Source organism: Corynebacterium antarcticum (assembly GCF_016595285.2).
Taxonomy (GTDB): domain Bacteria; phylum Actinomycetota; class Actinomycetes; order Mycobacteriales; family Mycobacteriaceae; genus Corynebacterium; species Corynebacterium antarcticum.
The window spans coordinates 198,163-219,206 of record NZ_JAENIP020000003.1; the positions used below are offsets into that span (position 1 = coordinate 198,163).

Annotated in this window: 19 protein-coding genes; 15 read left to right on the forward strand and 4 right to left on the reverse strand. The window is 65.5% G+C overall.

Translation table 11 applies throughout. The annotated features are described in order from the left end of the window. Positions 1–60: 60 nt before the first annotated feature. The 5 genes from ychF to JIM95_RS08270 all read left to right on the forward strand — a co-directional run bounded on the left by ychF (position 61) and on the right by JIM95_RS08270 (position 6,538). A complete protein-coding gene (ychF, locus tag JIM95_RS08250) occupies positions 61–1,140 on the forward strand; it encodes a redox-regulated ATPase YchF (RefSeq protein WP_200259896.1) in 1,080 nt (359 codons plus the stop codon). A 350-nt stretch (positions 1,141–1,490) separates the two neighbouring features. Further along, positions 1,491–3,599, forward strand: a complete 2,109-nt coding sequence (locus JIM95_RS08255) for a GmrSD restriction endonuclease domain-containing protein (RefSeq protein ID WP_200259899.1) — start codon at positions 1,491–1,493, stop codon at positions 3,597–3,599. Positions 3,600–3,805: 206 nt separating this feature from the next. After that, entirely contained in the window at positions 3,806–4,636 is an 831-nt protein-coding gene (locus JIM95_RS08260; protein ID WP_200259902.1) for a methyltransferase domain-containing protein, read from the forward strand. 277 nt (positions 4,637–4,913) lie between these two features. Continuing rightward, positions 4,914–6,161: an Nramp family divalent metal transporter gene (locus tag JIM95_RS08265; RefSeq protein WP_200259905.1), complete on the forward strand. Its 1,248-nt coding sequence runs from the start codon at positions 4,914–4,916 to the stop codon at positions 6,159–6,161. 134 nt (positions 6,162–6,295) lie between these two features. Further along, on the forward strand, positions 6,296–6,538 hold the full coding sequence (locus JIM95_RS08270; RefSeq protein ID WP_200259909.1) for a hypothetical protein: 243 nt from the start codon (positions 6,296–6,298) through the stop codon (positions 6,536–6,538). Positions 6,539–6,607: 69 nt separating this feature from the next. On the opposite strand, the gene JIM95_RS08275 is transcribed toward JIM95_RS08270, so the two are convergent. The 3 genes from JIM95_RS08275 to JIM95_RS08285 form a co-directional block, all read right to left on the reverse strand. Beyond that, the gene (locus JIM95_RS08275; protein WP_200259912.1) at positions 6,608–7,555 is read right to left on the reverse strand and encodes a DUF808 domain-containing protein; all 948 of its coding nucleotides are present in this window, start codon (positions 7,553–7,555) and stop codon (positions 6,608–6,610) included. Between the two features lie 79 nt (positions 7,556–7,634). Next, on the reverse strand, positions 7,635–8,648 hold the full coding sequence (locus JIM95_RS08280) for a zinc-dependent alcohol dehydrogenase family protein (RefSeq protein WP_200259915.1): 1,014 nt from the start codon (positions 8,646–8,648) through the stop codon (positions 7,635–7,637). 31 nt (positions 8,649–8,679) lie between these two features. Then, positions 8,680–9,105, reverse strand: coding sequence for a DUF3592 domain-containing protein (locus tag JIM95_RS08285; RefSeq protein ID WP_200259918.1), 426 nt, complete (start codon positions 9,103–9,105; stop codon positions 8,680–8,682). Positions 9,106–9,233: 128 nt separating this feature from the next. On the opposite strand from JIM95_RS08285, the gene JIM95_RS08290 reads away from it, so the two are divergent. Then, positions 9,234–10,205, forward strand: a complete 972-nt coding sequence (locus tag JIM95_RS08290; protein WP_200259920.1) for a lactate/malate family dehydrogenase — start codon at positions 9,234–9,236, stop codon at positions 10,203–10,205. Here JIM95_RS08290 and JIM95_RS08295 read toward each other — a convergent pair whose 3' ends face one another. Next, positions 10,206–10,868 (reverse strand): DUF4232 domain-containing protein, encoded by a 663-nt coding sequence (locus JIM95_RS08295; protein ID WP_200259923.1) that lies wholly within the window; start codon positions 10,866–10,868, stop codon positions 10,206–10,208. Positions 10,869–11,197: 329 nt separating this feature from the next. On the opposite strand from JIM95_RS08295, the gene JIM95_RS08300 reads away from it, so the two are divergent. The 9 genes from JIM95_RS08300 (at position 11,198) to JIM95_RS08340 (ending at position 20,866) form a co-directional block, all read left to right on the forward strand. Beyond that, the gene (locus JIM95_RS08300) at positions 11,198–11,833 is read left to right on the forward strand and encodes an ECF transporter S component (protein WP_200259926.1); all 636 of its coding nucleotides are present in this window, start codon (positions 11,198–11,200) and stop codon (positions 11,831–11,833) included. A 3-nt stretch (positions 11,834–11,836) separates the two neighbouring features. Beyond that, complete coding sequence (locus tag JIM95_RS08305) at positions 11,837–13,378, forward strand: ABC transporter ATP-binding protein (RefSeq protein WP_248232451.1); 1,542 nt, start codon at positions 11,837–11,839, stop codon at positions 13,376–13,378. Then, positions 13,371–14,129 (forward strand): energy-coupling factor transporter transmembrane component T family protein, encoded by a 759-nt coding sequence (locus JIM95_RS08310; protein ID WP_200259929.1) that lies wholly within the window; start codon positions 13,371–13,373, stop codon positions 14,127–14,129. The genes JIM95_RS08305 and JIM95_RS08310 overlap by 8 nt, the downstream gene beginning before the upstream one ends. Positions 14,130–14,140: 11 nt before the next feature. After that, entirely contained in the window at positions 14,141–14,674 is a 534-nt protein-coding gene (locus JIM95_RS08315; RefSeq protein ID WP_248113530.1) for an AAA family ATPase, read from the forward strand. Between the two features lie 11 nt (positions 14,675–14,685). Next, positions 14,686–15,090 carry an NUDIX hydrolase gene (locus JIM95_RS08320; protein WP_200259935.1) on the forward strand — a complete coding sequence of 135 codons (405 nt, stop codon included), beginning with the start codon at positions 14,686–14,688 and terminating at the stop codon, positions 15,088–15,090. A gap of 296 nt (positions 15,091–15,386) precedes the next feature. Continuing rightward, a complete protein-coding gene (locus JIM95_RS08325; protein WP_200259938.1) occupies positions 15,387–16,973 on the forward strand; it encodes a peptide ABC transporter substrate-binding protein in 1,587 nt (528 codons plus the stop codon). Between the two features lie 233 nt (positions 16,974–17,206). Then, positions 17,207–18,133 carry an ABC transporter permease gene (locus tag JIM95_RS08330; protein WP_200259941.1) on the forward strand — a complete coding sequence of 309 codons (927 nt, stop codon included), beginning with the start codon at positions 17,207–17,209 and terminating at the stop codon, positions 18,131–18,133. After that, positions 18,126–19,133: an ABC transporter permease gene (locus JIM95_RS08335; RefSeq protein ID WP_200259944.1), complete on the forward strand. Its 1,008-nt coding sequence runs from the start codon at positions 18,126–18,128 to the stop codon at positions 19,131–19,133. The genes JIM95_RS08330 and JIM95_RS08335 overlap by 8 nt, the downstream gene beginning before the upstream one ends. A gap of 47 nt (positions 19,134–19,180) precedes the next feature. After that, positions 19,181–20,866, forward strand: coding sequence for a dipeptide ABC transporter ATP-binding protein (locus JIM95_RS08340; protein WP_200260154.1), 1,686 nt, complete (start codon positions 19,181–19,183; stop codon positions 20,864–20,866). The last annotated feature ends 178 nt before the right edge of the window (positions 20,867–21,044 follow it).

Sequence of the window (21,044 nt, forward strand, 5' to 3'; positions counted from 1 at the left end):
CGTCGCGGTGGCTCCGGCGTTGTCCCGTCCGCGTGATGGAGGTTGATAGGATGTGCGACTGTGAGCCTTACTCTTGGAATCGTCGGACTGCCCAACGTCGGCAAGTCAACCCTGTTCAACGCACTGACCCGCAACGATGTGCTGGCGGCGAACTACCCGTTCGCCACCATCGAACCCAACGTCGGGCTGGTCGAGCTGCCGGACGCGCGCCTGAAGCGTCTCGCCGAGATCTTCGGGTCCGAGCGCATCCTGCCCGCGACCGTGTCCTTCGTCGACATCGCGGGCATCGTCAAGGGTGCGTCCCAGGGGGAGGGTATGGGCAACAAGTTCCTCGCCAACATCCGCGAATCCGACGCCATCTGCCAGGTCGTCCGGGTCTTCAGCGATGACGACGTCATCCACGTCGACGGACGCGTCGACCCCGTCAGCGACATGGCGGTCATCGAGTCCGAACTCATCCTCGCGGACCTCGAGACCATCGAGAAGGCCATCCCGCGCCTGGAGAAGGAGGCCCGCAAGGACAAGTCCAGGGCCGCCGAGGTCGAGGCCGTCAAGAAGGCGCAGACGATCCTCGAGGACGACCGCACCCTGTTCAAGGCCAAGGACGAGATCGACCTCGGAACGCTGCGCGAACTCCACCTGCTCACCGCGAAGCCTTTCCTCTATGTCTTCAACGCCGACGAGACCGTCCTGACCGACGAGGACCGCAAGCAGGAACTCCGCGACCTGGTCGCACCCGCCGACTGCGTCTTCCTCGACGCCAAGACCGAGACCGAGCTCCTCGAGCTCGACGAGGAGGAGGCCGCCGAGCTCCTCGAATCCGTCGGCCAGCACGAGCCGGGCCTGCACTCCCTCGCCCGCGCCGGCTTCGACACCCTCGGCCTGCAGACCTACCTCACCGCCGGCCCCAAGGAATCCCGTGCCTGGACGATCCACAAGGGTGACACCGCCCCCCAGGCCGCCGGCGTGATCCACTCCGACTTCGAACGCGGCTTCATCAAGGCCGAGATCGTCGCCTTCACTGACCTCGACGAAGCCGGATCCATGGCGGAGGCCAAGGCCCGCGGCAAGGTCCGCCAGGAGGGCAAGGACTACGTCATGGCTGACGGCGACGTGGTGGACTTCAAGTTCAACGTCTGATTCACGCTCTACAGCCCCTGTCGCCGCTGCAGCTGACTGAAGTGGTGACAGGGGCTTTTTCCGTGTCTGCCAGGAAAACAGGGGCGCTATCGGGGTCGTTCACGGGAGGGGCGGTTCTACGATGGAAAATAGCTCGATCCGTGGGTCTCGGTACCTGTCTCCGGCCGATGGAACGGTAACTGTGTTCCCCGCACACGGTGGCCGTCATGGGATCATCGCCAGGAACCCGGCCAGGCTGGCCGTGTTCCCCGCACACGGTGGCCGTCATAGGGGCCGCCAACGGACTGATGGTTGAATGTGTTTGTCCCCGATATATCCGAGGGCACGGAAGCCCGGGTGGAAGGTAGAACATGACCGCAATCTTCAAGACCGTCCCCTGGCAGGTGGGGCAGCTCGTCAATGGTGTCAGCACGGGCCAGGTTCAACTTCCGGATCTCCAACGGCCCTTCGTCTGGCCCGCGACCAAGGTTCGGGATCTCTTTGACTCGATGTACCGCGGATACCCGGTCGGTGAATTGATGTTCTGGGATGTGTCCGCGGAGGGTGAGACGCGAGGAATCAGTGCTTCCGCACAGCTGTCCGCGAGCCATCAGATCATCGACGGTCAACAGCGGTTGACCAGTCTCTATGCGGCCATGCAGGGGCATCCTGTCCGGGATGAAGCCTACCGACAGCGCAGAATCGTCATCTCCTTCAACCCGTTCAGCGAGAGATTTGAGGTCCGTACACCCGCGCTGGCGAAGTCAGTGCAGTGGGTCGAGGACATCTCGACCTGCTTCACCTCGCCCATCGCCGCCCGCAAAGCTTTCCTGAAACGCTGTGAGAGTGCGGGGGTCGAACTCTCGGAGGACGAGGAGGAGCGCGTGGAGTCCATCTTCGCACGACTCACCGAGCTCAAGAACTACCAATTCACTGTGGTGCACATCCAGAAGAACGTGGACAAGAAGCTCGTGGCGGATGTGTTCGTCCGGATCAATTCTGAGGGAGTTCGGCTGAAGGCCTACGACTACATCCTGACCTGGCTCAGTGTCTTCTGGCCGGAGGGGCGCGAACAGATCGAGGCGTTCGCGAGGAATTCGAGGATCAGCCCGCAACGAGCCTCGGAGATCGCCGGCGCTCCGGTCACCTGGACGGCCCAGAACCCCTACATCGAGATAGAGACCGGCCACGTCGTCCGCGCCCTGGTCGCGGTCGGGCAGGGGCGCGGTCGACTCCAGGATGCGTACGCTGCACTGCGGGCGAAAGACAAGACCACGGGCCAGGTCGATTCATCCCGGCAGGAAGCCGAGCTCGAGAAACTCAGGTCCGCACTTCCGGTGGTCACGAACCCGGTCAGTTGGACGGAGTATGTGCGGGCGATCAGGACTGCGGGTTTCCGTCAGGCCGCGAACCTGACGTCGAACATGAACATCATCTACTCCTATGTTGTCTTCCTCCTGGGGCGAACGCAGTACCGTGTGGAACTGGCTGTCCTACGGAATCTCATTGCACGTTGGCTGTTCATGGCCCAGTTGACCGGCCGGTACACGGGTTCGTCGGAGTCCCAGATCCAGAAGGACCTCGATCGTGTCTCCAGTGTTGATGAGGGGGATGCCGGAGGCTTCGTGGCATTGCTCAACGAGATCATCGATTCACAGCTGACCCCGGATTTCTGGGAGTACAACCTTCCGCAGAATCTCATCACCTCAGGACCGGGGCTTTCCCCGCACTATCAGTGCTACCTGGCGGCCCTCAACGTGCTCGACGCGAAGATGTTCATGTTGGATGATCGCGTGGTCGATTGGATGGATCCCTCCCAACCTGCGGTCAAGGGAACCGAAGGACATCACCTGTTCCCGCGGGCGTACCAGGAGAAGGTACTGGGAATCACCGACATCAAGCGGATCAACCAGGCCGCCAACTTCGCTCCGACGGACTGGAACACCAACATCAGGATCGCGGATGGTCCGCCGTCGGACTATTGGCCGAAGCTCGTCGAGGAGCGTTCCGTGTCTGCTGAGTGGTTGGAGAAGCAGATGTACTGGCATGCGCTTCCCCGGGGCTGGGAGAACATGGGCTATGAGGACTTCCTCAACGAGAGGCGGAGCCTCATGGCCGGGGTCACCCGCGACGCCTATCAGCTTCTTTCTGGATCGACCGTGGGAAAGACGACGGAGCGGGTTCCGCAGGTTGCCGAAACGATCGATGAGCCTTCTCTGGCCGAGTTGATCGAGTCCGGAATCCTGGCTCCCGGCGATCTTCTCGATCCAGTGGCCCCTGACTGGGTGGTCGATGCCGTCATCAATGATGACGGCATCCTGGTGATCGACGGTATGGAGCAGTTCGAGTCGCTCAAAGAAGCCGCCCACTTCCTGGGCGTGACCAACATGGGTGGTCTCGCGTTTTGGGCACTTGAGACTCCTGAAGGGATCCGGCCGCTCAAGGACCTGGTGCTTGAGGCCGGTCGCATCCAACGGTGACCCGGCCGGTCACAGTCTGTCCTTCGACTGATCTGAGTCGCGGAGGCGGAGCGTGAGTGAGAGACAGTCCCGGTCAACGGATCGGCGATCCGTATCGGGTGTCGTGCACGGGGGCCGCGGTCCCGGGACCTGGCCCGTTGCCCCTCAACCCGGGCCGCCTGGTGTGGGTTCGCGGGGCGTCGGTCCCGGACACATAGACTTCACCCATGCAACGTTCCTTCCTCGGTGGCGGTGAACCTGTGCGCTACGTCCACGGCCATGACCCAGCGACTCTCGCCTCACACTCCGTGCGAACCGCGGCAAACTCCTGTGGCTACCTCCTGTCGTACCTGAAACCGGGAATGAGTGTTCTCGACATCGGGTGCGGCCCCGGAAGCATCACTCTCGATCTGGCGGAGATCGTCGGCCCAGAGGGGCGTGTGATCGGGCTCGAGAACACCGCCGAACCGCTGGGTGCCGCCCGGCAGATGGCTGCGGATCGAGGCGATTCGGGGACCCGCTTCGTGGTGGGGGATGTTCTTCAGCTTCCGTTCCCGGACGAATCGTTCGAGGTGGTGCACGCGCATCAGATGCTCCAGCACGTCGTTGACCCCGTCAGTGCGCTGACGGAGATGCACAGGGTCTGCGCTCCGGACGGGGTTATCGCGGTACGGGACGCCGATTACGCGGCGATGTCCTGGTATCCGCACTACCCGGGGATGGAACGGTGGCGGAACACGTACCGGGAGCTCGCGAAGCGCAGCGGCGGAGAGCCGGACGCGGGGCGTCATCTTCGCGCGTGGGCACACGCCGCGGGGCTCGTCGATCCCGTCATCACGACCAGCGCATGGACGTACGCGGACACCGACAGTTGCCGGTGGTGGGGCAACGGTCAGGCCGACCGCATCTCGGGGGCGGTATTCCGTGATCGGGTCGCCACCGTTTTGGGGACGACTGATGCGGACGTGGACGAGATGGTGAGGGGCTGGCGGAGCTGGGCGAATAATCCGGATTCATGTTTCACGATGACCCACGGTGAGATGATCGTGATCCGCTGAATGAACGGGATCTCTCCGTGTGGCGCGACGGGATGATGATGTGAACGGATTCTACCCGGGACTTGATCCGGAACTCGGTACTTGAGACTCTGATGTTCTCGCCGTAACAGCCTGACATCGGTCAGCAGTTGCTGGGGTGCCTGATGAAACAGGTACGGGGGCGATCGTCGCCGAAATCCGGGCCATCGGTAGGCGGAGCCTCTCCGGTCGTGACTCCGTCAGTTACCTAAGGCAACGCGGCGTTGCGGACAGCGGACCGGAGGAGCATGATTCAGGTATGTCGTCCAACAAAACTGCAGAATTCGGTGCACCGACAGATGATGTGGTGAAGCGTCCGCTCATAACGCTTCTGGGGCCGGCGTTCGTCGCCGCGGTCGCCTACGTCGATCCGGGCAATGTCGCGGCGAACATCTCCGCCGGGGCGACCTACGCCTACCTGCTCGTCTGGGTGCTCGTGTTGTCCAACGCGATGGCCGTGCTGATCCAGTACCAGAGCGCCAAGCTCGGTCTGGTCACGGGCAGGTCCCTGCCGGAACTGCTGGGGGACCGGCTCGGAAAGCGGCAGCGGCTGGCGTTCTGGGGACAGGCGGAGCTCGTCGCCGCTGCGACCGATCTCGCGGAGGTCGTCGGTGGGGCGATCGCACTGAATCTCATGTTCGATCTGCCACTCGTCGTCGGCGGGGCCATCGTCGGCGCCATCTCCATGGGGCTGCTGCTGTTCCAGAACCCTGAACACCAGCGGCACTTCGAGTTCATCATCATCGGTCTGCTGCTCATCATCACCGTCGGATTCCTGAGTGGTCTGGTCATCAGTCCGCCGTCCGCCACCGGGGTTCTCGGTGGTCTCGTGCCTCGTTTCGCGGACACCAACTCGGTCCTGCTGGCCGCCTCGATGCTGGGTGCGACCGTCATGCCGCACGCCATCTACCTGCATTCCAGCCTGGTCAACCACCGGTTCCCGAAACTCGGGCGTGATCTGCCGAGACTGCTGAAGGCGACGAAGCACGATGTCGTGTGGGCCCTGGTCCTCGCCGGAACCATCAACATCGCGCTGCTGCTGCTCGCGGCATCGGCGCTCGGTGGGGTCCCCGGAACCGACAGCATCGAGGGCGCGCACCACGCGATCGAGGAGGCGCTGGGCCCGGCGATCGGTGTCATCTTCGCCATCGGGTTGCTCGCCTCCGGTCTGGCGTCCACCTCCGTCGGCGCCTACGCAGGCTCGGAGATCATGGCCGGTCTGCTGCACATCCGGGTTCCGCTGGTCCTCCGTCGGGCGATCACCCTGATTCCCGCACTGCTGATCCTCTGGCTCTACCCGGACCCGAGCTGGGCACTGGTGCTCTCGCAGGTCGCGCTGTCCTTCGGTATCCCGTTCGCGATCATCCCGCTGGCGCGCATGACCTCCAGGCGGGAGCTGATGGGGCAGTGGCGGGACAACATGTGGGTGCGGTCCGCGATGATCGCGATCTCGGTGGCGATCGTGGCCCTCAACTTCCTGCTCATCTACCTGACGTTCGTGCAGTAGACCGAGCCGGCATCACAGTGCGGGAACGCCCTGCGAACGTGACGTATCATCGGAGTTCCGCGGTCGGAGGTAAACCGGCCGCGACATTGACCGGCTCGTCACGGGCCCACTGAAAACACAGGAGAAAACACACCATGTTCGGTGCCACCGTCACCTTCACCGTCCTCGCCATCTGCACGGCCGTCTCCGGCTTCTTCACCTGGGAGCGCAACAAGGGGGTGTCCCTCCTGCTCGGCGGAGCGACCGTCATTCTTTCCTCGATCGCCCTGATCCTCGCCTTCGTCGGTGCGGTCGTCGGATTCTTCAAGATCCTGCCGATCCTGCTCCTCCTCGCCGGCTGCTACATCCTCTACCGCCGACTCAGCTCAGCCAGGTAGATTTCCCGCGCGGTGAGCACCACGCGTCAGTAGAGGCTCCGATCCCGGGTGAGAGGGATCGGAGCCTTTTCATGCCGTCGGCTCAGTGTTTCCTCTTCCGAGCGGCAGGTTGTGGATGATCCCGAACACGATCGCGCCCCAGGCCAGGCCGAGAACCATGGAGAAGAACGTGTTGACGATCCACGCCGCGGCGCCTCCGATACCCGACCGGCCTCGTACGGCCTCCTCCAGGTGGTGCACGAACCCGTAGGGTGCGTGGAGCCCGAACTCGTCGATGCCGACGAGGATGATGTGCCCGCCGACCCACAGCATCGCGAAGGTTCCGATCACGGCCATGAGGTCCAGGACCTTCGGCATGGCGGAGACCAGCGCCCGGCCGAACCTCTTCGAACGGCGGCTGGGGCGTTTCGCCAGCTTCAGCCCGACGTCATCCATCTTGATCAGGACGGCCACCGCCCCGTAGACGAGGGCCGTGATGAACAGGGCGACGATGACCAACACGGAGGTCCGGGTCCAGAACGGTTCGGCCGCGACCTCGTTGAGGGAGATCACCATGATCTCCGCGCTGAGAATGAGGTCCGTGGTGATCGCGCCCTTCACCAACCGGTCCTCCGCGTCCGGACCGGATTCGCGGACCGGGGTATCGTGGCCCCCACCGGAACCGAAGAACTTCTCCCACACCTTTTCCGCTCCCTCGTAGCAGAGGTAGGTGCCGCCGAGCATCAGGATGGGGGTGAGCACCCAGGGGGCCACCGCGCTGAGCAGCAGCGCCAGCGGAAGGATGATGACGAGTTTGTTGAACAGAGAGCCCTTGGTGATCCGCCAGATGATGGGCAGTTCCCTGGCCGGTCGCACCCCCTGGACGAACCGTGGGGTCACCGCGGCATCGTCGACGACGACCCCGGCGGCTTTCGCGCTGGTGCGGCCGGCGGCGGCCGCGACATCATCGACGCTGGCCGCCGCCGTCCGGGCGATGAGGGCCACATCGTCGAGGAGGGCCGCCAGTCCGCCGGCCATCAGAGGGCCCGCGGTCGGTCAGTCAGCTGTGCATGCATGGGCACAGTATTACTGATGCACGCCGCCACCGGCGAATGTGTCAGGGCCACAGCAGTGCCTTGACCGTCCGCCGCTGATCCATCGCGGCGTATGCGTCGGACACCCGGTCCAGCGGGTAGTGGTCGGTGAACACCGCGCCGGGGTCGATCTCCCGGTTCCACACGAGGGGCAGAAGCTCGTCGAGGTAGGCCCGCACCGGCGCGACCCCGCCGCGGACCCCCTTGTTCCTCCAGAACAGCCGCTCGGCCTCCAGCCCTCCGTGCGGCAGCCCGACCAGCCCGACCGTCCCGCCGGGCCGCACGGCGTCGACCGCCTGGCGGCGCGCGCCCTCGGAGCCGACGCACTCCAGTGCACGGTCGGCGCCGATGCCGTCGGTGAGCTCCCTGACCGCCGCCACTCCCTCGTCGCCCCGTTCGGCGATGATGTCGGTCGCCCCGAAGCGGCGGGCGAGTTCCTGCCTGTCGGCGTGCCGGGACATCGCGATGATGCGCTCCGCCCCGAGCTGTTTTGCGGCGATGACGCCGCACAGCCCTACGGCGCCGTCACCGACGACCACAACCGAATCCCTGGCACCGACACCCGCGGATACCGCGGCGTGCCACCCGGTGCACATCACGTCGGACAGCGTCAGCAGCGAGGGGATGAGATCGCGGTCCGGAACACCCGGTGTGGCCACGAGGGTGCCGTCCGCCAGCGGTACCCGGATCAGCTCGGCCTGGCAGCCGTCGTACCCGCCACCCCGGGGACAGTTCGCGTGCATGCCGGCACGGCAGGTCGGGCAGTCGTTGCACGAGTAGAGGAACCCACCCACGACGAAGTCACCGGGGGAGACCGTGGACACGGCCGAGCCGACCTCCTCGACGACCCCGACGTACTCGTGGCCGATGGGGTTCGGCTCCGGGATGTCGTTGTCGCCCCGGTACGGCCAGAGGTCGGAGCCGCAGACACAGGTGGCGACAGTGCGGACGATTGCGTCGGTCGGTTCCGTGATGACCGGATCGGGGCGGCTCTCCAGGCGGATGTCGCCGGGGGCGTGGATCATGGTTGCCTTCATGGCACGCCATGGTACGTGGCGGACTCCCCGGTTACCGCAGTGTGGCCTCGGTGCCGAGCACGATTCCCGCCATGATGAGCGCCAGTCCTCCGACCGAGAGAAACGTGACGACGAAGAAGAAGGGGTCGACCGTCGGGGGCCTGCGGACGTCACCGGTGCCGTGCTTCGTGACGAACAGGTCGACCCGTTGGCCGATCTGCTCCCGGGCGAAGGAGGTGTGGTGAGGGTCGGTCCACTGGCGGAGGCCACCGTCCGGGCCCGTGAAGGTGATCACCGCACACCGGAACGGATCATTGGCGGGCGCGCCGGGCCGCGGGACCGCATCGATGACCGTGCCCTCGGTGCGGTACCAGCTCCGTCGTACCCGGACACGGCGGAAGACGAGACCCGCGGCGACGGCGATTCCGAGCAACCCGATACCGAGGAGTACCGCTGCGTCGAGAAGTCCACTGGCCATGTCTGAAGAACCTACCCTCGTGGAGGGTTTGGCGGTACCGTCGGAGGTGCACAAATGGAGATGCGCTGTGGCGCCACCCTGTCCACCGGATCTCCTCCTGACGACCTGACACCCTGGGGGTTGGAGACATGAACACACACGTGAACAAACTCGTCATCGTCGGACTGGGGCACGTCGGCTCCTATGTCCTCGCGGATGCGGTCGCGTCCGGGCTCTACGGTGAGATCGCGCTGATCGACACCGCCGACGGCGTCGCCGTCGGTGAGGCGCTGGACCAGCATCACGCGACCGCACTGAATACGCGGGTCAACGTCGACGTTCACGCCGGTGACTACGACGATTGCGCGGACGCCGACGTCGTCATCGTCGCGGCGGGCCCGTCGATCATCCCCTCGGAGGAGAACAGGGTGCCGGATCGCGCCGAGCTCGCGAAGACGAACGCCGCGGTGATCCGCCAGGTGATGGGCGACATCGCCGCGGTGACCCACGACCCGGTAGTCATCGTGATCACCAACCCCTGCGACACGATGGCCCACATAGCGGCGACGGAGTTCGGATTTCCCCGCGGGCGGGTCTTCGGTACCGGAACGATGCTGGATTCGGCACGGATGCGGCGGCTCCTCGCGGATCGCCACGGTATCGACCCGAGTTCCGTGCACGGACTGATGCTCGGGGAACACGGTCTGTCCGCTGTTCCGGCGTTGAGCCTGGTCTCTGTGGCTGGTGTGCCGAATTCCGGACTCGGTGACGCGTTCGGCGGTGATCCCTATGAGCTGGATGAACTCGCCCATGATGTCGTCAGGGCGGCCTACGACGTCTTCAACGCCAAGGGCTGGACGAATGCGGGGGTGGCGCAGTCAGCGATCGTGATGGCTCGGGCTGTGCTGCTCGATGAGCGCGCCGTGTACCCGGCGACATATCCGCTGGACGGCGAGTACGGATTGGACGGTGTCTCTGTCTCGCTGCCCTGTGTCATCGGCAGAGGAGGGATTCTGCGCCGTGTCGCACCTGAACTCGCCGATGATGAGAAGGCGTTGTTGATGACGTCGGCGGACGCGGTGCGGCAGGCTATGACCGATGCGGGTGCGCTGGTGATGTGATCAGCCCGCACTCACCCCGGTGACCGTGATCGTGCTGATCCGTTCGGAACCGCAGGTCGGTTGGCTCACCGGGACCGTGAGCCAACCGGTGTCGTTCGGTGGGTAGATCTTCAGCCTCTGGGCGCGCTCGGTGGGCTGGCAGGCTTCGGCGTTGTAGGCGTACGGCTGACTGAACCTGGTGGAGAAGACCGCCGATGTACCTGGATTGAGCCGCACGGGGGCACCTTTCGCCCCGATCTCCCTGTCAGCTGGCGCTCCCACCTGGTTCCCTGTGGCGTCGATGAGGGACACTCCCGGGTACCCGGACACGGTGCAGGGGGTGCCGGTGTTCGTCAGCCGGATCGAGTAGAAGGTGTGGCCGGCACCTGCACTGGTGGAGTCGACGGACGCGTCGAGCTGTTCCGCGGGACAGGCACGGGACGGGTCCGGAGGGCTGGTCGACCACGGCGTGGTCCCGGTCGTGACCGTGGAGCTGAATCCCGCACCGGAGGACCCTGCCAGGATCACCTCCGAGGGTTTGTCGTCGGCGCAGCCGCTCACCAGGCCCGAGGTCGCGGCGAGGGACGCCAGCAGCACCGCGGAGGTCCGGCCACCGCGGGTCGGTCGACCGAACAGCAGAACGCTCGCGAGGCCGCTGGTTCTGCTGTGGCTCCTGTTACTCATCATCGTTTCAGGATAGCCGCAAAACCCCGGCCCCGGGAATCCAGTACCGGAAACACCGTCCACCGGTCCGTGTCGGATCAACCACCGGGTCCCCGGGTCCGGGCATCTCCCTTTCGGGGGTGGGTCCGGGGAAAACCGCCGGATCAGAGGTACCGCCGCCGTCTCGCGTCCGGCACGGCCGGTCTGTATCATTGGCCCGGTCCCACGGGTGTCCGAGCGTGAATCGGGCTGAGACATCGGTTGACCGCGAGGTGTTCGACCCCGCGGCGCACCGGTGACCGTAACAACCTGATCCGGGTAATGCCGGCGCTAGGGAGATGAGGAAAACAATGAGCACTTCTGTGCCTGAAACCCGCACACCGATCACGGTCACCGCACCGTCGAGGAAGAGCTGGCGGGTAATCGACATCATCGCACTCGCCGTCCTGGGGGTCGCCGCAGGACTGGTGTTCTGGGTCTACAACGGCCCCGGTGGCGCCTTCTATGAGTCGATCAGCGCCGTCACCCCGGGATTCGGCGGCCTCGCCGTCGGCCCCTGGCTGTTCGCCGGTGTCCTCGGCGGCCTGGTGATCCGCAAGCCGGGGGCGGCGCTGCTCTGTGAGGTCATCGCCGCCTCCGTGTCCGCCGGCCTCGGCAACCAGTGGGGGATCAGCACCCTCTACTCCGGTATCGCGCAGGGCCTCGGTGCGGAGATCATCCTCGCGATCTTCCTCTACCGCCGCTTCGGCCCGGTCGTCGCCGCGCTCGCCGGCGCCGGAGCGGGTGCCGGCGCATGGATCCTCGAGGGATTCCTCTCCGGCAACTTCGGTAAGTCGACCGAGTTTCAGGTCACCTACCTCGCCACACTCCTGGTCTCCGGCGCGGTCATCGCCGGCATCTGCTCCTGGCTCCTCGTCCGCGCGCTGGCCGCGACCGGTGCACTGGACCGCTTCGCCGCCGGGCGTGAACGCCAGCGGCAGGTCTAGACCGTGGCACCGGATCCGTTGACCGGTACCGGGCCCCGGGGAGCGGCGATCCGTGCGACCGGTTTCGGCTGGCGGCACGCCGGGCGTCTGCACCCCACCATCTCCGAACTCGACCTGGACATCGAACCGGGCCAGCGCATCCTACTGCTCGGGGAGTCCGGCTCCGGGAAGTCCACCCTCCTCGCCGCGATCGCCGGGGTGCTCGGCGGCGACGACGAGGGGGACCGGCAGGGCACGCTCCTCGTCGACGGACACCCGCCCGAGCAGGCCCGCGGTGTCGTGGGAATGGTCCTGCAGGACCCCGACTCCCAGGTCATCTCCTCCCGGGTGGGCGACGACGTCGCCTTCGGATGTGAGAACCTGGGCGTCGAACGCGAGGAGATCTGGCGTCGGGTAGCCCGCGCGCTGGAGCTGGTCGGCCTCGATCTCCCCCTGGATCACCCCACCGCGGAACTGTCCGGAGGCCAGAAACAACGCCTCGCCCTCGCCGGCGTCATCGCCATGGGGGCGCGCCTGATCCTGCTCGACGAGCCCACCGCGAACCTCGACCCGGACGGCGTCGCCGAGGTCCGGGACGCCGTCGACCGCGTCGCGCGGGAGACGGGAGCCACCCTCATCGTCGTCGAGCACCGGGTGGAGATCTGGTCCGGCGTCGTCGACCACGCACTCGTCCTCGGCACCGCCGACCGCGGTCTGATCGCAGCCGGACCCCTCGACGACGTGATCGCCGCCGAGGGGACCCGACTGGCCGACAACGGGGTCTGGGTCCCCGGAATACCGCTGGATCTCCCACCCGCGGAGACGGCGGAAGGCGTTGCCCCCGTCCCCGCGCTCGACGCGGTGGACCTCACCGTCGGGTGGGAGGAGGGACGGGCCGTGGGGCCACCCCACAACCTGATCCTCCCGGAAGGTCGATCCACGGTGATCACCGGACCGAACGGCGCCGGAAAGTCGACCCTGGCGCTCACACTGGCGGGTCTGCTCGACCCCCTCGGCGGGTCCGTCCACGCCGGCGAGCGCGTTGCCTCGGGGCTGTCGGGTGGGCCGCACTCCTGGTCGTCCCGCGACCTGGCCACCAGGATCGGGTTCGTGTTCCAGGATCCGGAGCACCAGTTCGTCGCCCGGACGGTCCGCTCGGAACTGCTGATCGGCCCGGCCGTCACCGCTGGTGGGCGCGGTCGCCTCGGCCTGTGGCGACGGCTCACCGGTCACACACCCGCGGACGCGGTCACCGCCGCCGACAGGGAGCGGGTGGACGAACTCCTCGTCCGTCTGCGTCTCGACCATCTCGCGGAGGCGAATCCCTTCTCCCTCTCCGGGGGACAGAAACGTCGGTTGAGCGTGGCCACCGCGCTCGTCACCACCCCGTCGGTCCTCATCCTCGACGAACCGACCTTCGGGCAGGACCGTCGGACGTTCACCGAGTTGGTGCTGCTGCTGCGCGGGCTGGTCGATTCCGGTGTGACACTGGCGTCGATCACCCACGACGATTTGTTCGCGGGTGCTCTCGGGGACCACGGGATAGAGGTGGGGAAGCATGCCTGATCTCCTCGCTCGCACCAACCCGGTGGCCCGGATCGCCGGACTCGCCCTTCTGACCACGCCGTTGCTGCTGTCGATCGACGTCGTGTCCGCAGCCTGCTGCCTCGGAGCCATCCTCATCGCACTTCCGTTCACCGGGACGGAGATCCGGAGTCTGCCGATCCGTGCGTGGCCGCTGTTCCTGGCGGCGCCACTGTCGGGGATCTCGATGGTCCTGTACGGCCGACCGGAGGGTACCGAGTACCTCTCCTACGGCTGGATCCACGTGACGGACAACTCGATTCAGCTTGCGCTGGCGATCATGGTCCGCATCTTCGCCATCGGCCTGCCCGCCATCGTGATGATCGGGAGGACGGACCCGACGGATCTCGGGGACAGTCTCGCGCAGATCTGGCACCTGCCGGCGAAGTTCGTCATCGGCACTGTCGCCGGAGTGCGTCTGGCAACCCTGTTCAGACGCGACTGGCAGGCGATGGGGAGAGCCCGGCGGTCCCGTGGGCTGGCCGACGACGGCCGCATCGTCCGTGGTGTCACCATGCTCTTCGGTCTCCTTGTTCTGGCACTGCGTCGCGGAGCGAAGCTGGCCACCGCCATGGAGGCCCGCGCGTTCGGAGCGGAGATCACCCGCACCTGGGCGAGACCCACCCGGCTGCATCCGCGTGACTGGGTTCTGATGGGGGGCTGTCTCGCGGTCTCCCTGCTGTCGCTCGGCGTCGCGGTCGCCACCGGTGACTTCCGGTTCCTGGGGGTGTGATGGACGGGGTCGTGTCGTTCGATGCCGCGGTGGATCTGCTCGCAGACGTCTGCGCCCGGGGTACCCGCACGATACTCATCGGCGGACGGTCGGGCTCCGGTAAGACGACGCTCGCCCGGGCGGTGGCGGAGCGGACCGGACACAAGGTGGTGCACCTCGACGATTTCTATCCCGGTTGGGGTGGACTGGCCGAGGGGAGCCGCATGGTGGCCCGCGATGTGCTCGCACCGGTGGATCCCGGCTACACCCGCTGGGACTGGGGGAACGACCGTCCCGGTGGGTGGGTGCCCCTGGATCCCGGGGAGGTGCTCATCGTCGAGGGGGTTGGAACGCTGACCCCGGAGAATCTCCGGGCCGCGAGACGACGTGGTACCTGTGTCACCGTCCGCGTTGAACTCGATCAGGAGACGCGTCGGGCCCGCGCCCTGGCCCGGGACCCGGAGTTCGGTGACTGGTGGGAGTACTGGGCTCTCTCGGAGGAACGGCATGCCGCGGACGCGGCCAACGTTCTGTCCGACGTCGATCTCGTCGTGGCCGGTGGATAGGATCATCCACCATGACAGTCATCCGGATCGCAGCCGTCGTTCTCCGCAACTCCGACGGGGAGGTTCTCAGTGTGCGCAAGCGGGGTACAGACGCGTTCATGATGCCGGGTGGGAAACTCGAACCGGGTGAGACGGGCCGCGGGGCCGCGGTCCGTGAGATCTCGGAGGAACTCGGTCTCGACCTGGAACCCGGGGCTCTCACGTTTCTCGGTCGCTTCAGCGCACGGGCCGCGAACGAGGCCGGGTGCAGCGTCGACTGCGACGTATTCATTCACCACGACCCCCTGCACCGTGTCCCGGCCGTCCGGGCGGAGATCGCCGAGGCGCGCTTCTTCCCGGTAGAGTCGACGGCCCCCTCGTTGGCCCCGCTCAGTCGTGAGGTGGTGTTCCCGGTCCTGGCCGACATTTCCCGCTGAACCGCGGGATTGGGTGTCCTGTCAGGCTCGACTCATCTGTCATTCATCGTCAGTATGCTAACGATTCAATAACGGACCCGTGTGCTGAATCGGTTGAGCAGTGATGAAGGTGCAGGTCCAGACCGTCGGCCGTGCGGGTGGGGCCTGTGGTATCGGATCGCCGATGTGACAGGGGTGGGTGGGCGCTCGATAATTGAGGTGGGTCACAGTTAAGATGACCCACAGTGAAACTGGCAGTTGACAACGAGACAACACAACTGTCGGGTTCCCGTTCACCCATACTGGAGGTCCCACGCATGACTCTGAAGAAGACAATCGCCGCGATGACCGCGGCCGCACTCGCCGTATCCGTGTCCGCCTGCTCATCCGACTCCGAGGGGGGCAGTGGTTCAGGTGGCGGCAACTATGTCACGGCCTGGGGCTCCGAGCCACAGAACCCGCTGGTCCCGCAGAACACCAACGAGACCGGTGGCGGTCGCGTCGTCGAGAACCTCTTCGCCGGCCTCGTCTACTACGACGGCGACGGCAAGGCCCACAACGATCTCGCTGAATCCATCACGCCGGAGGATGGAAACAAGAAGTTCGTCATCAAGATCAAGGAAGGCGAGACCTTCTCCGACGGGTCCCCGGTCAAGGCGAAGAACTTCGTCGACGCATGGAACTACGCCGTTGAGAATGAGACCCTGTCCAGCCACTTCTTCGAGCCCATCGAGGGCTTCGAGGAGGGTAAGTCACTGACCGGTCTCGAGGTCAACGACGACCACACCTTCACCGTCACCCTGACGCAGCCCGAGGCCGACTTCCCGCTGCGCCTCGGGTACTACGCGTTCTGCCCGCTGCCCGACGCCGCGTTCGACGACATGGACGCCTTCGGCCAGGAACCCATCGGCAACGGGCCCTACAAGGTCGCCGAGTGGGCGCACAACAAGTCCCTGACGATGGTCCCGAACGAGAACTACGACGGTGGCCGCAAACCGCAGAATGACGGTATCGAGTTCGTGTTCTACCCGAAACCGGACTCCGCGTATGCCGCGCTTCTGGACGGAAACCTCGACGTCCTCGACACGATCCCGGACTCGGCCTTCACCAAGTACAAGGACGAACTCGACGGACGCTGGGTCAACGAGCCCGCCGCGATCTTCCAGTCCTTCACCATCCCGGAGAAGCTCGAACACTTCAATGGTGAAGAGGGACGGCTGCGCCGTGAGGCGCTCTCCATGTCCATCAACCGTGATGAGATCACCGACAAGATCTTCGACGGAACACGTTCCCCCGCGACCGATTTCTCATCCCCCGTCATCGATGGCCACAGTGACTCCCTGAAGGGGGCAGACGTTCTCGAGTACAACCCGGAGAAGGCCAAGGAACTGTGGCGGAAGGCCGATGAGATCTCCCCGTGGACCGGCCAGTTCACCATCTCCTACAACGCCGATGGCGGACACCAGGCCTGGGTCGACGCGGTGGCGAACTCCATCAAGAACACCCTCGACATCGATGCGGTGGGCAACCCCTACCCGGACTTCAAGTCCCTGCGTGACGACGTGACCAACCGCACCATCTCCGGTGCCTTCCGTACCGGCTGGCAGGCCGACTACCCCTCCGTGGGTAACTTCCTCGCCCCGGTCTACGGCACCGGTGCCGGTTCCAACGACGGCGACTACTCGTCGAAGGACTTCGACGGCAAGCTGAACCAGGCGGCCGGCGCGTCCAGTGTCGATGACGCCACGAAGCTCTACAACGAGGCGCAGGAGATCCTGCTGCAGGATCTCCCCGTGATCCCGCTGTGGTACCAGAACGTCACGGCCGGCTGGTCCTCGGCGGTCGAGAACGTCCAGTTCGGCTGGAACTCGCTGCCGATCTACTACGAGATCACCAAGGAGTGATCGACGGTACCGGGATGCCCCGGTACCACAGACTCCTCACCGACCGTGGAGCTCATCCGGTCGGTACGGGCCGCGGTGGCCCGATCGCCGGATGAGTCCCGTTCCCAGGTGAGCTGGGTTCACGCCAGGCCCCGGGTCCCCGTTTTCGGCGACCCGGGGCCTGGCACGGTAACCCGGTACCTTCCGGGGCCGGGCATGTTCCGCCCCCAACTCCCTCGACAGAAGGAACCCCCATGCTGCGTTACGTAGGGCGCCGTCTGCTCCAGATGATTCCGGTCTTCTTCGGTGCGACATTCCTCATCTATGCGCTCGTATTCCTCATGCCCGGTGACCCGGTCCAGGCGCTCGGCGGTGACCGCGGACTGACCGAGGCCACCGCCGAGCGGATCCGGGCCGAATACAATCTGGACAAGCCGTTCATCATCCAGTACCTGCTGTACCTGAAGGGGATCCTGTCCCTTGATTTCGGCACCACCTTCTCCGGCCAACCCGTCAGCTCCGTCATGGCCACCGCTTTCCCGGTGACCATCAAGCTCGCTGTGATGGCGCTGATCTTCGAGGCCGTCATCGGTGTCGGATTCGGTTTCATCGCAGGTATCCGTCGTGGCGGCATCTTCGACTCGACCGTGCTGGTCGTCTCCCTCATCGTCATCGCCGTCCCCAGCTTCGTCATCGGCTTCGTCTTCCAGTACGTCGTCGGGGTGAAGTTCAACCTGCTCCCGTCCACCGTCGGGCCGCATGACTCGGTCAAGAACCTGCTCATGCCAGCAGCCGTGCTCGGTGCCGTCTCCCTGGCGTATGTGCTCCGGTTGACCCGTCAGTCCGTCTCCGAGAATCTCACCGCCGATTACGTGCGCACGGCGCGCGCCAAGGGCCTGAGCAACAATTCCGTCATGCTCCGTCACGTGATGCGGAACTCGATGATCCCGGTGACCACGTTCCTCGGTGCCGACCTCGGTGCGCTCATGGGGGGAGCGATCGTCACGGAGGGAATCTTCGGCATCAACGGTGTCGGTGGCACCATGTTCAACGCCATCCTGAAGGGCGAACCGACCACGGTGGTCAGTTTCACGACCGTCCTGGTCATCGTCTACATCGTCGCGAACCTTCTCGTGGACCTGTTCTACGCCGTACTTGATCCGAGGATCCGCTATGCATGACAACATTGACAAGCCACTGCCCAGCCCGGGAGTCGAGGATGCCGCCGGGACGTTCTTCCCCCCGAACCGTCGTGGTCAGGACCACTTCATCGCGGAGACCGACGAAACCGGCCTCGGCGCCGTCGACGCGGTGGCCGACGAATCCGCACCCACGAGCGTGTGGGGGGAGTCCTGGCGGTATCTGCGTCGGCGCCCCCTGTTCTGGGTGTCCGCCACACTGATTCTCATCGCGGTGCTCCTGGCGGCCTTCCCGGGGCTGTTCACCTCCACCGATCCCACCCTGTGCGAGTTGTCGAACTCCCTGGAGGGGCCGCGTGCGGGGCATCCCTTCGGATTCGACCGGCAGGGTTGCGACATCTTCGCCCGGACGATCTACGGTGCCCGGGCGTCCGTGACCGTCGGTATCCTGACCACGGCGCTCGTCGTGTTCATCGGTACCCTGATCGGTTCCGTCGCCGGATACGTCGGTGGCTGGATCGACGCCGTGCTCTCCCGGCTCACCGACACGTTCTTCGCCGTTCCGCTCGTCCTCGCCGCGATCGTCGTCATGCAGATGTTCAAGGAACAGCGGACCATCACCACCGTCGTACTCGTCCTGGGACTGTTCGGTTGGACCTCCATCGCCCGGATCACCCGGGGCGCGGTGATGAGCGTCAAGAACGAGGAGTACGTCACCGCCGCCCGTGCCGTCGGGGCGTCACCCACGAAGATCCTGACCAGCCACGTGCTGCCGAACGCGGCAGCCCCGATCATCGTCTACGCCACAGTCGCCCTGGGCATGTTCATCGTCGCCGAGGCGACGCTGTCCTTCCTCGGTATCGGCCTCCCGACGACGATCGTCAGCTGGGGTGGTGACATCTCGAAGGCCCAGAGTTCGTTGCGCACCCAGCCGATGGTGCTCTTCTACCCGGCCATGGCTCTTGCGCTGACCGTGCTGAGCTTCATCATGATGGGCGACGCCGTACGTGACGCCCTCGACCCGAAGGCGAGGAAGCGATGAACGATCCAGTGAATCCCACCACCCCGGACGCCGACGGCACCCGCCCCATGGGGCACCGTCACGGCGATGAACCGCTGCTCGAGCTCGAGGATCTCTGTGTCTCATTCACCACGTCGACCGGCACCGTCGAGGCGGTCCGAGACGTCAATCTGACGATCTACCCCGGTCAGTCGGTGGCCATCGTGGGTGAATCGGGTTCCGGGAAGTCCACCACCGCCATGGCGGTGATCGGCCTGCTCCCCGGGACGGGCAGGATCACCGGCGGACGGATCCTGTACAAGGGTGAGGACATCTCCACGCTCTCCTCCGGACAGATGGAGGCCTACCGTGGGGCCGAGATCGGGCTCGTCCCGCAGGACCCGATGAGCAACCTCAATCCGGTCTGGCGGATCGGTACCCAGATCAAGGAGTCGCTGAAGGCCAACAACATCGCCACCGGAGCAGAGGCCGACAGGCGTGTCGCCGAGCTACTGGAGGAGGCCGGGCTGCCGGACGCGGAGCGTCGTGCGAAGCAGTACCCGCACGAGTTCTCGGGGGGTATGCGTCAGCGTGCCCTGATCGGAATGGGACTCGCAGCCCGACCGAATCTTCTCATCGCCGATGAGCCGACCTCCGCCCTCGACGTGACGGTGCAGAAGCAGATTCTCGATCATCTCGGCAAACTCGTCGATGAGCTCGGCAACGCCGTCCTGTTCATCACCCACGACCTCGGGCTCGCGGCCGAACGCGCGGAACATCTGGTGGTCATGCACCGCGGACGGGTCGTCGAGTCGGGCCCTTCACTCGACATTCTCCGCGATCCGAAGCACCCCTACACCCGGCGCCTGGTCAAGGCGGCGCCGTCACTGGCCAGCGCGCGGATCAGGTCCGCACAGGAACAGGGCATGGAGACCTCGGAGCTGCTGAATCACTCGACGGACGGGACCGTCGGTGAAGAGGTCATCCGGGTGGAGAGCCTGACCAAGGTCTTCGACATCCGCGGCGCGAGGGGCGCGAAGAAGAAGTTCAAGGCCGTCGACGACGTGACCTTCGGTCTCCGGAAGGGCACGACGCTCGCACTCGTCGGTGAGTCCGGATCGGGTAAGTCGACCGTCGCGAACATGGTGCTCAACCTTCTGGACCCCACCTCCGGGAAGGTCTACTACAAGGGAACGGACCTGTCGACTCTGAATCGTCGGGAGCTCTTCGAGATGCGGCGCAAGCTGCAGGTCGTGTTCCAGAACCCGTACGGGTCGCTGGACCCGATGTACTCCATTTACCGGTGCATCGAGGAACCGCTGAAGGTGCACAAGGTCGGCAACCGGAAGGAACGCGAGAACCGGGTGGCCGAGCTGCTCGACATGGTCGCCATGCCACGGTCCACGATGCGCCGGTACACCAACGAACTCTCCGGTGGTCAGCGGCAGCGTATCGCCGTCGCCCGCGCACTCGCGCTCAACCCCGAGGTGATCGTCCTCGACGAGGCCGTGTCCGCGTTGGACGTGCTGGTGCAGAACCAGATCCTCCAGCTTTTGGCGGATCTCCAGGCCGAACTGGATCTGAGCTATCTCTTCATCACCCACGACCTAGCGGTCGTCCGGCAGACCGCCGACGACATCGTGGTGATGAAGGAGGGGCAGGTCGTCGAGACCGGTACCGCCGACGAGATCTTCGCAGGAGCGGAGGAGGCCTACACCCGGGATCTGATCGAGTCGGTTCCCGGTCTCGGGATCGAACTCGGGACGACCATCTAGACGAGGTCGTTCCGCACGAAAGGCCCGGACCCACGATGAGAATCGGGCGCCGGGCCTTTTCCGGTCGGTGAATCGGTTCCGGGTATCGGGAGGATCCGACCGGCTGTATACCGTGAACAACTCGGAGTAGGTGAGCAGGATGATGGCGAGAGCGAGGGGCCCGAGCATGTCGCTGCCG